The organism is Fundidesulfovibrio sp. YSD1, assembly GCF_055397115.1.
The window spans coordinates 2,225,178-2,236,996 of the sequence record NZ_AP043666.1 but is presented as its reverse complement, the minus strand read 5'-3'; the positions used below and the strand labels follow the sequence as shown (position 1 = coordinate 2,236,996).

General features: G+C 70.5%; 12 protein-coding genes. 4 read left to right on the top strand and 8 right to left on the bottom strand.

The window, feature by feature from the left end; translation table 11 throughout:
• Positions 1-30: 30 nt before the first annotated feature.
• The 7 genes from ACZ5V4_RS10470 to ACZ5V4_RS10440 form a co-directional block, all read right to left on the bottom strand.
• Positions 31-726 carry a flagellar brake protein gene (locus ACZ5V4_RS10470; RefSeq protein WP_464314800.1) on the bottom strand — a complete coding sequence of 232 codons (696 nt, stop codon included), beginning with the start codon at positions 724-726 and terminating at the stop codon, positions 31-33.
• Between the two features lie 22 nt (positions 727-748).
• Positions 749-1,987: an HD-GYP domain-containing protein gene (locus ACZ5V4_RS10465; RefSeq protein ID WP_464314799.1), complete on the bottom strand. Its 1,239-nt coding sequence runs from the start codon at positions 1,985-1,987 to the stop codon at positions 749-751.
• A gap of 14 nt (positions 1,988-2,001) precedes the next feature.
• Positions 2,002-3,216, bottom strand: a complete 1,215-nt coding sequence (locus tag ACZ5V4_RS10460; protein WP_464314798.1) for an HD-GYP domain-containing protein — start codon at positions 3,214-3,216, stop codon at positions 2,002-2,004.
• 126 nt (positions 3,217-3,342) lie between these two features.
• Complete coding sequence (locus tag ACZ5V4_RS10455) at positions 3,343-4,443, bottom strand: lytic murein transglycosylase (protein WP_464314797.1); 1,101 nt, start codon at positions 4,441-4,443, stop codon at positions 3,343-3,345.
• 17 nt (positions 4,444-4,460) lie between these two features.
• Positions 4,461-5,492, bottom strand: a complete 1,032-nt coding sequence (locus ACZ5V4_RS10450) for a WD40 repeat domain-containing protein (protein ID WP_464314796.1) — start codon at positions 5,490-5,492, stop codon at positions 4,461-4,463.
• On the bottom strand, positions 5,489-6,454 hold the full coding sequence (locus ACZ5V4_RS10445) for a CobW family GTP-binding protein (RefSeq protein WP_464314795.1): 966 nt from the start codon (positions 6,452-6,454) through the stop codon (positions 5,489-5,491). Before ACZ5V4_RS10445 ends, ACZ5V4_RS10450 begins: the two co-directional genes overlap by 4 nt.
• 92 nt (positions 6,455-6,546) lie before the next feature.
• A complete protein-coding gene (locus tag ACZ5V4_RS10440; protein ID WP_464314794.1) occupies positions 6,547-8,505 on the bottom strand; it encodes a molybdopterin-dependent oxidoreductase in 1,959 nt (652 codons plus the stop codon).
• A 173-nt stretch (positions 8,506-8,678) separates the two neighbouring features.
• On the opposite strand from ACZ5V4_RS10440, the gene ACZ5V4_RS10435 reads away from it, so the two are divergent.
• The 4 genes from ACZ5V4_RS10435 to ACZ5V4_RS10420 all read left to right on the top strand — a co-directional run bounded on the left by ACZ5V4_RS10435 (position 8,679) and on the right by ACZ5V4_RS10420 (position 10,827).
• Positions 8,679-9,386 carry an AzlC family ABC transporter permease gene (locus ACZ5V4_RS10435; RefSeq protein WP_464314793.1) on the top strand — a complete coding sequence of 236 codons (708 nt, stop codon included), beginning with the start codon at positions 8,679-8,681 and terminating at the stop codon, positions 9,384-9,386.
• A 111-nt stretch (positions 9,387-9,497) separates the two neighbouring features.
• Positions 9,498-9,821 (top strand): AzlD domain-containing protein, encoded by a 324-nt coding sequence (locus ACZ5V4_RS10430; RefSeq protein ID WP_464314792.1) that lies wholly within the window; start codon positions 9,498-9,500, stop codon positions 9,819-9,821.
• Positions 9,822-9,899: 78 nt separating this feature from the next.
• Positions 9,900-10,097: a hypothetical protein gene (locus ACZ5V4_RS10425; protein ID WP_464314791.1), complete on the top strand. Its 198-nt coding sequence runs from the start codon at positions 9,900-9,902 to the stop codon at positions 10,095-10,097.
• Positions 10,098-10,137: 40 nt separating this feature from the next.
• Positions 10,138-10,827: a hypothetical protein gene (locus ACZ5V4_RS10420; RefSeq protein ID WP_464314790.1), complete on the top strand. Its 690-nt coding sequence runs from the start codon at positions 10,138-10,140 to the stop codon at positions 10,825-10,827.
• A 69-nt stretch (positions 10,828-10,896) separates the two neighbouring features.
• On the opposite strand, the gene ACZ5V4_RS10415 is transcribed toward ACZ5V4_RS10420, so the two are convergent.
• Complete coding sequence (locus tag ACZ5V4_RS10415) at positions 10,897-11,817, bottom strand: MerR family transcriptional regulator (protein WP_464314789.1); 921 nt, start codon at positions 11,815-11,817, stop codon at positions 10,897-10,899.
• Positions 11,818-11,819 lie beyond the last annotated feature (2 nt).

Genomic DNA, 11,819 nt, shown 5'->3' with positions numbered 1-11,819 from the left:
ACCTCTCCCGAGCTTTTTTGGCAACGCCCGTCAGTCTGTGCCGGGCAACTCGTCGATGGCGGCCCAGGCCCCCTCGAGCCTGCCGATGAAGTGCGCCAGGCCCTTCTGCCTCTCCTCGCCGTCGAAGCGCAGTCCCAGGGTGTAGTGGCGCTTGAGCTCCTTGAAGTTCATGAGCGTGGCCGCCACCGTGGCCGCCTCGTCCATGTCCAGGAACATGCGCAGCGTGAGCTGGTCGCCGGTCATCATGTTGAAGACCTTGCCCTTGTCCTTCCAGTCCACGATGACCCTGCACCCGCCGAGGCTTATGTCCGTGACCATGCCGGGGGTGCGGAAGTAGCCGTTGGCCACCTCGGCGGGCAGCAGGCAGCGGGTGCGCTTGTGCTCGCGGTACTGCAGGCCCTCCACGTTGGGCGGGTAGGCGAAGACCAGGAGCGGCGCTGGTTTGAGCACGAAGGAGAGGATGACCGAGGTGAACGCGTAGACCGTGCCGCCGTCGCGGAGCCTGACCACCACCTCGCCGCCGGGGCGCAGGTGGTTCTGGATGCCGGGCACCAGGGGCAGCCGGGCGATGACGAAGGAGTACTGCTCCACGCCGATGACCACGGACTTGTACTTCTGCCCGTTCATGGAGAACTGGACCAGGCAGGGCTGCCCCGTCCTGAAATCCACCTGGTAGCCCGGGCCGCGCATCCTGCGCGGCTGCGCCCCTTCCGTCTGGTTGCCCATCAGCGCCGGCCCCCCCGCCGGTTCACAGCCAGATGCCCTCGTCCGGCGGGGGCATCTCCGCAGGCTCCACGTGCCTGACGATCTCGTACCCCGAACCCCGCCCTATGCCTTCCATACGCAGGATGGACACCCTACGCGGCTTCACCGGCATCTTGTCCGGCCCCCTGAACACCACCACGTCGGGCTGCAGGGGCTGCATCTCGTTGTGCCCCACCACCACGGCGTAGCAGCCGTTGCGCAATTGGACCACGCTCGAGGGCGGGTACACGCCCACGCAGGAGATGAACCGGTCCAGCACGCCCGCCGCGAAGGCGCCGCCCCTGCTCTCGTAGAGGGTCCGAAGCGCCCGGTGCGGGCTCAGGCGCACGCGGTAGACCCTGTCGCTGGTCAGCGCGTCGTAGACGTCCAGCACCGAGAGGATGCGCGAGATTCCGCCGATCTGTGCGCCCTTGAGATTGCCCGGATAGCCGCTGCCGTCAAGGCGTTCGTGGTGCTCGAGGATGCCCCTGGCCACGCACTCGGCGATGCCCGGGTGGTTCTTCACGTACTCCCAGCCGAGCACCGTGTGCCGCTTCATGGCCGCGTACTCGGCGTCGGTGAGCGCGCCGGGCTTGTTCACCAGCTCCTGCGGCAGCAGGCACTTGCCCACGTCGTGCAGCAGCCCGGCGAGCCCGAGCTCCTGGAGCTGGCCGTCGGGCAGGCCCAGATGCTTGCCGAAGAGCACGCCCATGGAGGCCACGTTGACGCAGTGGGTGTATGTGTATTCGTCATACGCCTTGAGCACGGAGAGCAGCCGCAGCACGCTGCCGTTGGCGTTCACGGTGGAGACGAGCCTGCCCACCAGCCGCCTGGCCTCCTCCAGCTCCAGCCCGCGCCCCTCCTCCGCCGAGCCCAGCACACGCCTGGCGCAGTGCACCGCGTGGCCGAAGAGCTTGCGAGCGAAGCGCAGGGTGTTCTTCTGGTCCGAGGGAGGGGGCACGGCCGTGGGGACGGGGTCCCTGGGAGGTTCGGGCTCTCGCGGCGCGGGGGGTTCCTCGGGCGGAAGCGGCGCGGCCGGTTCGGGCTCCACGTCCAGGCCCTTGGAGAGGTCGATCTCCACCGTGCCCACGCCATAGGCCTTGAGCCGCTCGATGGTCTGTTCGTCCTTGACCAGGCCGATGCGCGAGGAGAGGAAGGGGTGGTCGAACCAGGAGAGGTCGATGCGCGCGACGAACATCCCCGGGCGCAGCTTTCCCGCCGGAATCACTTTGGTGGCGGCCACGTCGCGCCCCGGCCTCAGAACAGCCCGGAAGCCGGATGGACGTCCACTTCGTCCGGCTCCACGGGCCGCTCTATCTCGAATTCCCTGCGCCCCAGCTCGCCGCAGAGCCGCCAGGTGTCCACGCGCCGCCTGGTCACGGGCCTGCGGTCGCGGTCGCAGAAGACCAGCACCTCGGGGTAGAGCGGCTTGCCCGGGGTCTGGCGCGTGACCCAGGCGTAGCAGCCGTTGCGCAGCTGCACCACGCTGAAGGCGGGATAGATGCCGAGGTTCTTGATGAAGACGTCCACCAACTGCTCCGGGAAGGCCTTGCCGCGCAGCCCGAAGAGCGTGCGCAGGGCCATGGGGGGCGATATCCTGGCCCGGTAGACGCGATCCGAGGTCAGGGCGTCGTAGATGTCCACCACGCTGACGATGGAGCTCAGGCAATGGATGTCCCCGCCCGAGAGCCCCGCGGGGTAGCCCGTGCCGTCCAGGCGCTCGTGGTGCTCGAGCACGGCCCGGAGCGCGGGCTCCGGCACGCCCCCGCCCCGGCGCAGGTGGTCGTGGCCCAGGCGAGGGTGGAGCTTCATGCTCTCGAACTCCTCGTCCGTGAGCGGGCCGGGCTTGGAGACGATCCCCCTGGGCAGCAGGCACTTGCCCACGTCGTGCAGGATGCCCGCCAGGCCCACCTGCTCCAGGTCCTCGTGTTCGAGTTCCAGGGAACTGCCGAGAAACACCGACAGGGCAGCCAGGTTCAGGCAGTGCGTGTATGTGTAATCGTCATACGATTTGAGTGACAAAAGCACGTGCAGCACGTTTTCGTTGCTCTTGGCCACGTCCACGAGCCTGGAGACCAGCGGAGTGATCTCGTCCAAGGGGACGCGCTCGCCCCTGGAGACGCTCTCGATGAGGCTCCTGGTGACGTCCATGGCCTGGGCGTGGAGCTTGCGCGCGAAGCGGGCGGTCCTCGCGAGGTCGGACGCGGGGGGGCAGGGAGGCATGCGCAAGGCGGCGTGGACAGGCGCGAGCCCGGCGTCCCCGGCCATGGGCGGGGCTTCCTCGCCGGCCCCGTGGTGGGAGGTGTCCACTTCCACGTGGCTCACCCCGAGGCGCTTGAGCTCCTCGATGAGGCCCTGGTCGCGCACCACCCCGAGCCGCGTGCTCAGGAAAGGATGCCTGAACCACGACAGGTCGAAGGAACTGACGAACATGCCGGGCTTGAGGCTTTCCAGGGGGATGCGCTTGATCATCGAAGCTTCCCGCGAGTACGGATTGCAGCCTGGAGAGGGCTTCACCCCGACATTATCCGCTACCGCATCCCCACCGCAATGCGTGTTTCCCGCAAATGCCCGGCGGGGCTCAGGAACTCCCCCCTGTCAGGGCAGGGCGGGGCCTCCCTTGAGGTAGTGCGAGACCGCCATGATGGTGTTCACGTAGGTCTGGGAGTGGTTGTAGCGGAAGAGCGCGTCGCGCAGGGTGGATTCGTCCTCCAGGTTGCCGGTGAACCCGTGCTGGCGGAGATAGTTGCCCATGGAGTTCACGGCGTCGCGCACGGCGAAGATGTCCACCCGGCCGTCGCCGTCGCCGTCTCGCCCGAAGTGCAGGATGCTCGTGGGCATGAACTGGCTCACGCCGATGGCCCCGTAGATGGACCCGGGCATGGCGGCCGGGTCCAGGCCGTTGTCGCGCGCGTACTTCATGAGCGCCCGGAGTTCCTTGTAGGCCCAGGAGGCCTTGTCCGCGGCCTGGGCGTCCAGCCAGGCCCGGCGGTCCGGGGTGACGTTCTCGCCCGCGAGCGAGGCCATGACCTTGGCCGCGCTGGTGCAGGCGGCCATGCTGGCCAGGTTGTTCAAGGCCAGGTTGTCGCCCAGGAACTTGCCCACGCGCGTCTCCACCGTGAGAAGCCCAACCGTGACCGTGGGCGGCACGCCGTAGCGCTGGCGGACCTCCTCCAGCACGGCCTGGTTGGCCTGGAAGAACTCCTTGGCCTCGGCCAGGCGCTCGGGCTTGAGGATCACCTCGTACATGTCCGGCGGGCCCTTGTCGGCCAGGGCCTTGAGCGTGGCGGACGTCTCGGCCGGGGCCTTGGCGCGCTCCTGGCGGGCCAGGGCGAGGAGGTCCGGGCTCGGACGGCCGTCCTCGGGCAGGTTGTGGTCGCGCTGGAAGGCCCGCACGCCGTTGCGGAACACGAAATCCGGCCGCCCCGTCACCTGGCCGAAGTAGTAGCCCAGGGCCGAAAGCCGGGTCTGGAGCTCGCGGACCACGTCCGAGCCGTACTTCTTGGTGTACATCTCCAGGAGCTTGGTGCCCATGGGCGTGGGCGTGAAGGCCACGCCGGGCTTGGCGAACGCGGCCGAGACGTCGGCCTGGGGCACGCCGTCGGCGACGAGCCGGGCCTTCACCGCGTCGAAGTCCCCGGCCAGGGCCGGGGCCGCGGACAGGGCAAGGGCGAGCGTGAGCAGGGCGAGCAGGCGCATGAGGGGTCCTCCGTTGGTCATCCGGCCGAGAGCATCTCGCCGAGGTCCAGGACGAACGCGCGGCCGTCCTCCATGGCGCAGGCCAGGTGCAGGCCCTGGCCGCTCCAGCGCACGGCGGTGACCGGGCTGCCCGGCTCCGCGTCCAGGTGGTAGGCGGCGAAGCGCTTGAGCTCGGCCAGGAGCAGGGTCCCGTCGTCGAAGCCGCAGGCCGCGAAGGGGATGCGCGGGTTGGCCGAGAGCGCGGTCATGCGCGTGTCCTCGCGCACGGCGAAGGCCACGGGCAGCGGGTTCTCCTGGAAGCACCCGGGCACGGGCCAGCAGACCACGGCCTTGGTGCCGCTGTGCAGCAGGTGCGAGCCGTCGTGGGCCCAGGCCAGGCTGCCCGGCTTGGCCGGAAGCCCGGAGAGCCCGAAGACCTTGCGGGTCTCGAGTTCGATGATGTTCACGGCCTTTTCCTGGTGCCCCAGCGCCAGGTAGGAGGCGTCCGGCGAGAACGCGGGCGCGAGGCTAAGCCCCGGCAGGTCGAGCTCCACTGGCCTGGACGAGTCCTCCAGGTCCCAAAGCGACACCCCGCCCGGGCGCGTCACCGCGAGCACGCCGCCCGCCGGGCTCACGGCCAATCCCGAGACGGTCGCCGAATGCGGGCCGAGCACGGCCATGGACCCGGCGGCCAGGTCCAGCACGGCCACCTCGCGCCCGAGCGACGCGGCCAGGATGGTCCCGTCGGCGCTCGTTGCCATGTGCTCCACCCAGGCCCCCTTGGCCCGGGTGACCTCGGCCGTCTCGCCCGAGGGCGACACGTAAGCCACGAGCCCGTCGTCGCCCCCGGTGATCCAGCCCCCGGACGGGTGCGCGGCCACGCTCAGGCACGAGCCCTGGTGCACGGTAAAGAACTCGGCCCCGCCGCCGGGCAGCGAGACCACGGCCAGGCGGCCGTCCGAGAGCGCGAAGGCGGCGCTGCCCGCGTCGGCCGAGAAGGCGGCCTGCTCGATGTAGGCGTCCAGCCGCCACTGCCTGAGGCCCGGGGAGACGATCTCGGGGACGTTCATACGCGCACCTGGCAGTCGCGGAAGGCGATCTGGAGGGCCAGGGTGTCCAGGCCCTTGCCGATGAACACGGCCTTGCTCACGCGCTTCTCCCCTTCCTTCCAGGGCTGGCCGAAGCCCATCTCCAGGAGCATGTGCACGCCCTGGAACACCAGGCGCTGGTTCTCGCCGGGCACGTCCAGGATGCCCTTGCAGCGCAGCACGCTCTGGCCGTGGGTGTTCAGGTAGCCGCCGATCCAGGCCTTGAATTTCTCGAAGTCGATGGGACGCTCGGCCGTTATGGACACCGAGCCCACGTGGTCGTGGGAGTGCTCGTGGGCGTCCTCGTCCAGGAGGTCCGGCTCAACGTCCAGGAGCTTGGCCAAGTCGAAGGAGCCCCGGCCGAGCACCTTGTCCAGGGGCACGGCGCAGCGCTCGGCGGTCATGACCTCGGCCCTGGGGTTCAGCTTGCGCACGGCCTCGAGGGCCCGCGAAAGCCCCTCCTCGTCCACCAGGTCGGCCTTGTTCACGATCACGGCGTCCGCGAAGACCACCTGCTCCCTGGCCTGCTCGCTCGCGGCCAGCTGGGACTCGAAGTGCCTCGCGTCCACCAGGGTGATCACCGCGTCCAGGGCGGCGCGCTCCCGGGTCTCCTGGTCCAGGAAGAAGGTCTGGATCACGGGGGCCGGGTCGGCCAGGCCCGTGGTCTCGATGAGCATGCCGTCCAGGCGGCCCTTGCGCCGGATGAGCCCGCCCACCACGCGGATCAGGTCCCCGCGCACGGTGCAGCAGACGCAGCCGTTGTTCATCTCGAAGACTTCCTCGTCGGTGTGGGCCACGAGCTCGTTGTCGATGCCCACCTCGCCGAATTCGTTGACGATCACCGCGTACCGCTTGCCGTGGTTTTCGGTGAGCACGCGGTTGAGAAGGGTCGTTTTCCCGGCTCCGAGGTAGCCGGTGAGGACAGTGACGGGAATGGGGAGCATGAGGCCTCCGGGTAGTTTTGCGCGAAGGCCCTAGCTAGTGCCCGCGCCCTGCCCTGTCAACCTGGACGGACGGGGCGGGGCTCACGCCCGGCTCACTCTTCGGACGGAGCGAGCTTCACACGGGTTTCGTAGAAGGGCGTCCCGCGCCCGAGCGCGCTCTCGCGCGCGGGCACCACCCGGTTGACGCCGTGCCCGGCCGCTATCCAGCCGCCCCTGCGGCACAGGCATACGTCGCGGCGCTGGCGCGGGTCGAACACGGCCAGCACCTTCACGCGCCCGAGCTCGCTCTCGAGCCACGCCGGGGCGTCGTCCAGGAGACCCATGGAGCGCCCGGTGTCCGGGTGTACGCGGGCCTCGGCCAGGGGGGTATGCTCGGCCAGGGTCAGCTCCGAGCAGAGGTGCGCGGGGCTGCCCGTGGTGAGAAGGCGCAGGGGGTAGCCGCCGTCGCCCCCGGCCCGGGCCTGGGGCAGGGCCTCGCCGTCCGAGCCCAGGAAGCGGAAGCGGCCCGAGGGAGTCGGGAACGCGCCCTGCGCCCAGGGGACCATGGGCGCGTCCGGGTCGCGCAGGGGGCCGCGCCGGATGTCGTCCAGGGTGAACCCCTTGTCCAGGAGCGGCTTGCAGATGACCTCCAGCCACTGCTCGAGGGGCTTCACGTACTCCCCCGCGAAGGGGAAGCGCCGGGCCAGGTCCTGGTAGATGTCGAACTGGGAGCGGCACAGGCCCAGGGGTTCCATGGCCTTGTTCACCGGCCCCACGTAGTGGTGGCCGTAGGAGGCCGCCACGTCGTCCTCCTCCAGGAAGGTGGCGCAGGGCAGAAACAGGTGCGAAAGCCTCGCCGTGTCGTCCATGAAGTGGCCCATGTAGGCTACGAACTCCCGCGAGGCCACTGCCCGGGCCACGGCGTCGCTGTCCGGGGCCATGCACGCGGGGTTGGCCGCGCTGACCACCATCACGCGCACGGGCGGATCGGAAGCGCCCTCCAGGCCTTCGGCGATGCGCGCCATGGAGAGTTTGCGCCTGGGCGGGTGGAGGTCCTCGCCCCAGACGGACTGGTCGTAGGGGCCGTACTCCTCGAAGCCCTGGCTCACGCCGCCGCCGGGCACGCCGATGTTGCCGCTTACGGCGCAGAGCGCGTCGATGGCCCGCACGCCAATGTCCGCGTGCACGTGGCGGTGCAGGCCCCAGCCGAGCAGGATCGCGGCCGGGGTCTCGCGGCAGAGCGCCTTGGCCAGGGTTGCGGGCACGCCCGGGTCCACCCCGGCCAACTGGGCGTGCCCGGCCACGGTGCTCGAAAAGGCCAGCTGCCGCAAACCCTCGAAGCCCTCGGTGCGCGAGGCGATGAATTTCCTGTCCTCCCAGCCGTTCTCCAGGGCGGCCCGGATGGCCCCGAGGGCCAGGTGAACGTCCGCGCCGGGCCTTACCTGGACGTAGCGGTCGCAGAGCGCCAGGCTCTCGCTGGCCACGGGGTCGACGAGCCAGATGCGCCCGCCGTCCTTGCGCACCTTGGCCAGGATGCGCGTCAAGCCGAACTGGGTGGCCGCCGGGTTGCGGCCCCAGAGCACGACGGTGCTGGCGTTCAGGTGGTCGAGCGGGTCGTGGGACACGCGCCCGCCGAAGTCCCGGGCCATGGCCGCGAAGGCCGTGCCGCTGCACAGCGACCCGGCAAGCCCGGTGACCCCGCCCAGGAGCGCGTAGAAGCGGGCGTTAAGGAGCTTGAGCGCCGTGCGCTCGCCGTAGCCCTGGTAGTGCAGGACGGACTCGGGGCCGGACCGGGCCACGGCGTCCTTGAGCCTGTCCGCAAGCAGGTCCAGGGCCTGGCCCCAGCCGATGGGCCGCCAGGAGGAGCCCTCGCGCAGCATGGGGGAGAGCACGCGCTCCGGGCTGTGCACCCGGCGCAGATAGTCCTTCATCTTGACGCAACACCCGCCCTTGTTGACCGGGTGCGCGGGGTTGCCGCGCAACCCCGTGACGCGGCCGCCCTCCACGCAGGCCACGAGGCCGCAGGCGCTGGGGCAGTCCCGGGTGCAGGTGGTGACGATCTCGCTTTTCACTGTGATTCTCCAAATTTGTAATTTCCATACACCAAGTCCGTGCGGATCGCCAGCCTTGCCGCGCGAGGTACTTGCCCTGGACCAGCCGGGGGCGGGTGTCCGCCCCGGACCCGTCATTTAGCTTCGCTGGCTTCACCCTTGACCCTCCCACGGCTTGGGAGTAGCCACGCCGGATGCCTGAAACCCCTCGCCAGGAACGCTCGGCCCTGAGCCAGGCCCTGCCCATCGTGCTCGGATACCTGCCCGTGGGCTTCGCCTACGGCGTGCTGGCCGTGAAGGCCGGGCTGTCGCTGGCCAACACCGGGCTCATGTCCGTGCTGGTCTTCGCGGGCTCTGCCCAGCTCATCGGCGTGGACATGATCGGCGCGGGCGCGCCGCCCTTGTCCGTGATCGCCACGACGTTCATCGTGAACCTGCGCCATCTGCTCTTCTCGGCCGCGCTCTCGCCCTACCTTGCGGGCTGGCCCAGGCGGCGCATCGCGCGCTTCTGCTACCAGCTGACGGACGAGACCTTCGCCCTGCACGCCACCAGGTTCAACAATCAGCAACGATCCGTGACGAAGACCCTGGCCATCAACGCCCTGACCCACTCGGCCTGGGTGGCGGGCAGCGTCGCGGGCGCGGTGGCCGGCGGGTTCGTTCCGGACGTGAAGCCGCTCGGGCTCGATTTCGCCCTGCCCGCCATGTTCGCGGTGCTCCTGGTTGGGCAGCTTCTTAGCCCGGCGCACGTGCTGGCAGCCGTGCTGGGTGCGGGGCTGGCCCTTGTCCTCTCCCAGACCCCGGCCGCGCCCTGGGCCGTGCTCACGGCGGCCGTGGTTGCCGCCGGGGTGGCCTCGCTCACGCCCTGGACGCGCGCCAAGGGCGCCCAGGCCGGCCGGTAGGCGTCGCCCCGGCTCCCGGCCTCCGGGCGCAAAGAACGCGCGGACAACTGCCCGGCGGGAGGCGAACTCGCCGATTCGCGGCGGCGCGGTTGGCCCGCCAAAGGACTCACCATGGACCAAGGCACGATCTTTCTGACCATCCTCGGCATGATGGCCGTGACGTACATCCCCAGGCTCGTCCCGGCGCTTTTCTTCTCCTCGCGGCCCATGCCCGAGCCCTTGCGGCGCTTCCTCTCGGTTGTGCCCCCGGCGGTGCTGGGCGCGCTTCTGGCGCAGTCGGTGCTCCTGGACGGCGGGCGGCTTCACCTGAGCGCGGACAACGTCTTCTTCTGGGCCGCGCTGCTCACGGGCTTTCTGGCCTGGCGCTTCAAGGGGTTCTTCGGCCCGGTGCTGGCCGGGATGGCCCTGGTGGCCGGGGTCAGGCTTCTTTTCTAGACTCTTCTTCTCCCACTGTTGCGCGCCCCGGCCGGCCTCGTGTAGGATGGCCTCGAATCTTCCAGGAGGACCCAGCCCATGAGCATGGACCAGTTCACGCAGACGGTGGTCATTCGCGGCGATGAGTGCATGTACGACCCGGTGGCGGGCGTGGCCCTCATCCAGTGCGAGAAGTGCGGGCACATGAACCACGTGGAGGTGGAGGTGGTGGACGGCGAGGCCCGGTTCTACGGCTTTTCCTGCGAGAATTGCGGCACGTTCAATTCGCCCGACTGACACCCTTGCGGAGCGCCCCGCGCCGGGGTATCGCCCGGGCATGACCCACGAGGCTCACGCGACCGGGCGCGCTCCGCGCGTCCCACCGGGGTATCCAAAGGGCGAAGCCTTTTGGCCGCCGGAGGCTTCCCCTGCCTCGCGCCCCCGCGAACCGGGCGAACGGCGCGGCGAAGCCGCGCGCTCGAGCCCCCTTGCCCGTTCTCCGCGCGTCATCCCCGCCCTGCTCGCCGCCCTGGCCCTTCTCCTGTGCGCCTGCGCGCCCCCGCCCGAGGAGCGCCTGAAGCGCACGCGCATCCCCGCCGACCCCGCGCGCACCCTGGCGGAAATCTTCACGGCCTACCCCTTCTTCTCCACCGTCACCTGGACCTCGTATCCGCGCGACGGCGTGACCATGGCCCGGGTCACGGGCATCTTCGACCTGGACGCCCTGGTGCGCAAGACGTCGGGCACGCGGGTGTTCGCGGCCCGGGACCGCGCCGCGTTCGAAAAGGCCGGGGCCAACCTGGGTTTCGTGATGGAGTTCGCCTTGGAGAAGGGCGGCGAGCCCGCGCGCACGCTCATGAAGGCGCGCATCGCGGCCATGGGCTGGGAGCGTCCGGCGGAGCTTCCGGACGAGGCCGTGCTCATGGAGATCGTGCGGGGAGTGGCCGGGGAGGCCACCATGAAGGTGGTGCTGGACGCGGCGGACTACTGCCGCGAGTACGCGCCCACACGCCCCGGGCGCAACTGACCCCACGGCTCCCACGGGCTCCGCGTGCGCGACGCGATGCAGCCGCGTGCAGACCCGGGAAAAGGCGGGTCAGCGCGCGAAGGCGTCCTTGACCAGGCGCAGGAAGGCCTGGAGTGCGGCCTCGGTGGCGCGCTCGCCGTCCACCGTGAGCGAGGCCAGCCGGGCCACCGTGTTGCCGCGCGGGGTCGCGGCCTGGAGGAAGCGGTACTGCCTGGCCTGGCCGCCCGCCTCCACGGTGAGTTCCCACTCCCCCCCGTCGCGGGTCCAGCGCGCCGTGCGCCCCGGCCCGCCGAGCCCGGCGAGGTGGCGCTCGAAGCGCGCGAGGTTCAGGGCGCCCGAACCCGGAACCGTGACCCCCAAAAATTCCCCGTCTGCCGAAAGCACGGCCACCGGCAGGTCCAGAAGCGCCGCCGGAGGCCGTTCGCCGCCGGGCAACGGGGCGGGCTCGCCGAGCGCCGTTGTCACGGCCTTGTCCAGGCGGGGGCGCTCGACCCTCCGAGCCTGGGCGGCGGAAGGCCTGGGGGCGGGCGCGCGCGGCGCGGCCGCCGCCGGCCCAGCCTCGGCCATGCGGTCGGCCAGGGTGTCCAGCTTGGCCACCAGCTCGGCCAGCAGGGAGTGCGTCCTGTTCTGGAGCGAGAAAAGCCCCTCCATCAGGTGCTCCATGCGCGCAAGCGCGTCGGGCTGGGGATCGCGGGGCGGGAGCGGCGCGGCCCCCGTCCGCGCGGCAGGAACCTCGGGCGGGGGCGCGGCCTCGAACTCCTCCGACAGGCGGGCGCGCACGGCCTCCACGGAGAGCCCGCGCCCGAAGTGGTGCTTGATGCGCCTGCACAGTTCCAGGGAATCCGGCGCGAAGCGCATGGGCCTGCCCTGGCTGGCCACGCGCCAGAACTCCGGGAACTTGCGCCGGTAGCTCTTGATGGTGGTCACGGTGACGCCGAGCGCCTTGGCCAGGAGCTTGTGGGTCAGGGTGGGATCGGGCGGGGAGGCCATGG

Coding starts and splice junctions, on each gene's coding strand:
- ACZ5V4_RS10470 (WP_464314800.1), bottom strand. CDS start 726: ATGGGCAACCAGACGGAAGGGGCGCAGCCGCGCAGGATGCGCGGCCCG.
- ACZ5V4_RS10420 (WP_464314790.1), top strand. CDS start 10,138: ATGACCCACGAGGCTCACGCGACCGGGCGCGCTCCGCGCGTCCCACCG.
- ACZ5V4_RS10415 (WP_464314789.1), bottom strand. CDS start 11,817: ATGGCCTCCCCGCCCGATCCCACCCTGACCCACAAGCTCCTGGCCAAG.
- ACZ5V4_RS10455 (WP_464314797.1), bottom strand. CDS start 4,443: ATGCGCCTGCTCGCCCTGCTCACGCTCGCCCTTGCCCTGTCCGCGGCC.
- ACZ5V4_RS10445 (WP_464314795.1), bottom strand. CDS start 6,454: ATGCTCCCCATTCCCGTCACTGTCCTCACCGGCTACCTCGGAGCCGGG.
- ACZ5V4_RS10430 (WP_464314792.1), top strand. CDS start 9,498: ATGGACCAAGGCACGATCTTTCTGACCATCCTCGGCATGATGGCCGTG.
- ACZ5V4_RS10435 (WP_464314793.1), top strand. CDS start 8,679: ATGCCTGAAACCCCTCGCCAGGAACGCTCGGCCCTGAGCCAGGCCCTG.
- ACZ5V4_RS10425 (WP_464314791.1), top strand. CDS start 9,900: ATGAGCATGGACCAGTTCACGCAGACGGTGGTCATTCGCGGCGATGAG.
- ACZ5V4_RS10460 (WP_464314798.1), bottom strand. CDS start 3,216: ATGATCAAGCGCATCCCCCTGGAAAGCCTCAAGCCCGGCATGTTCGTC.
- ACZ5V4_RS10450 (WP_464314796.1), bottom strand. CDS start 5,492: ATGAACGTCCCCGAGATCGTCTCCCCGGGCCTCAGGCAGTGGCGGCTG.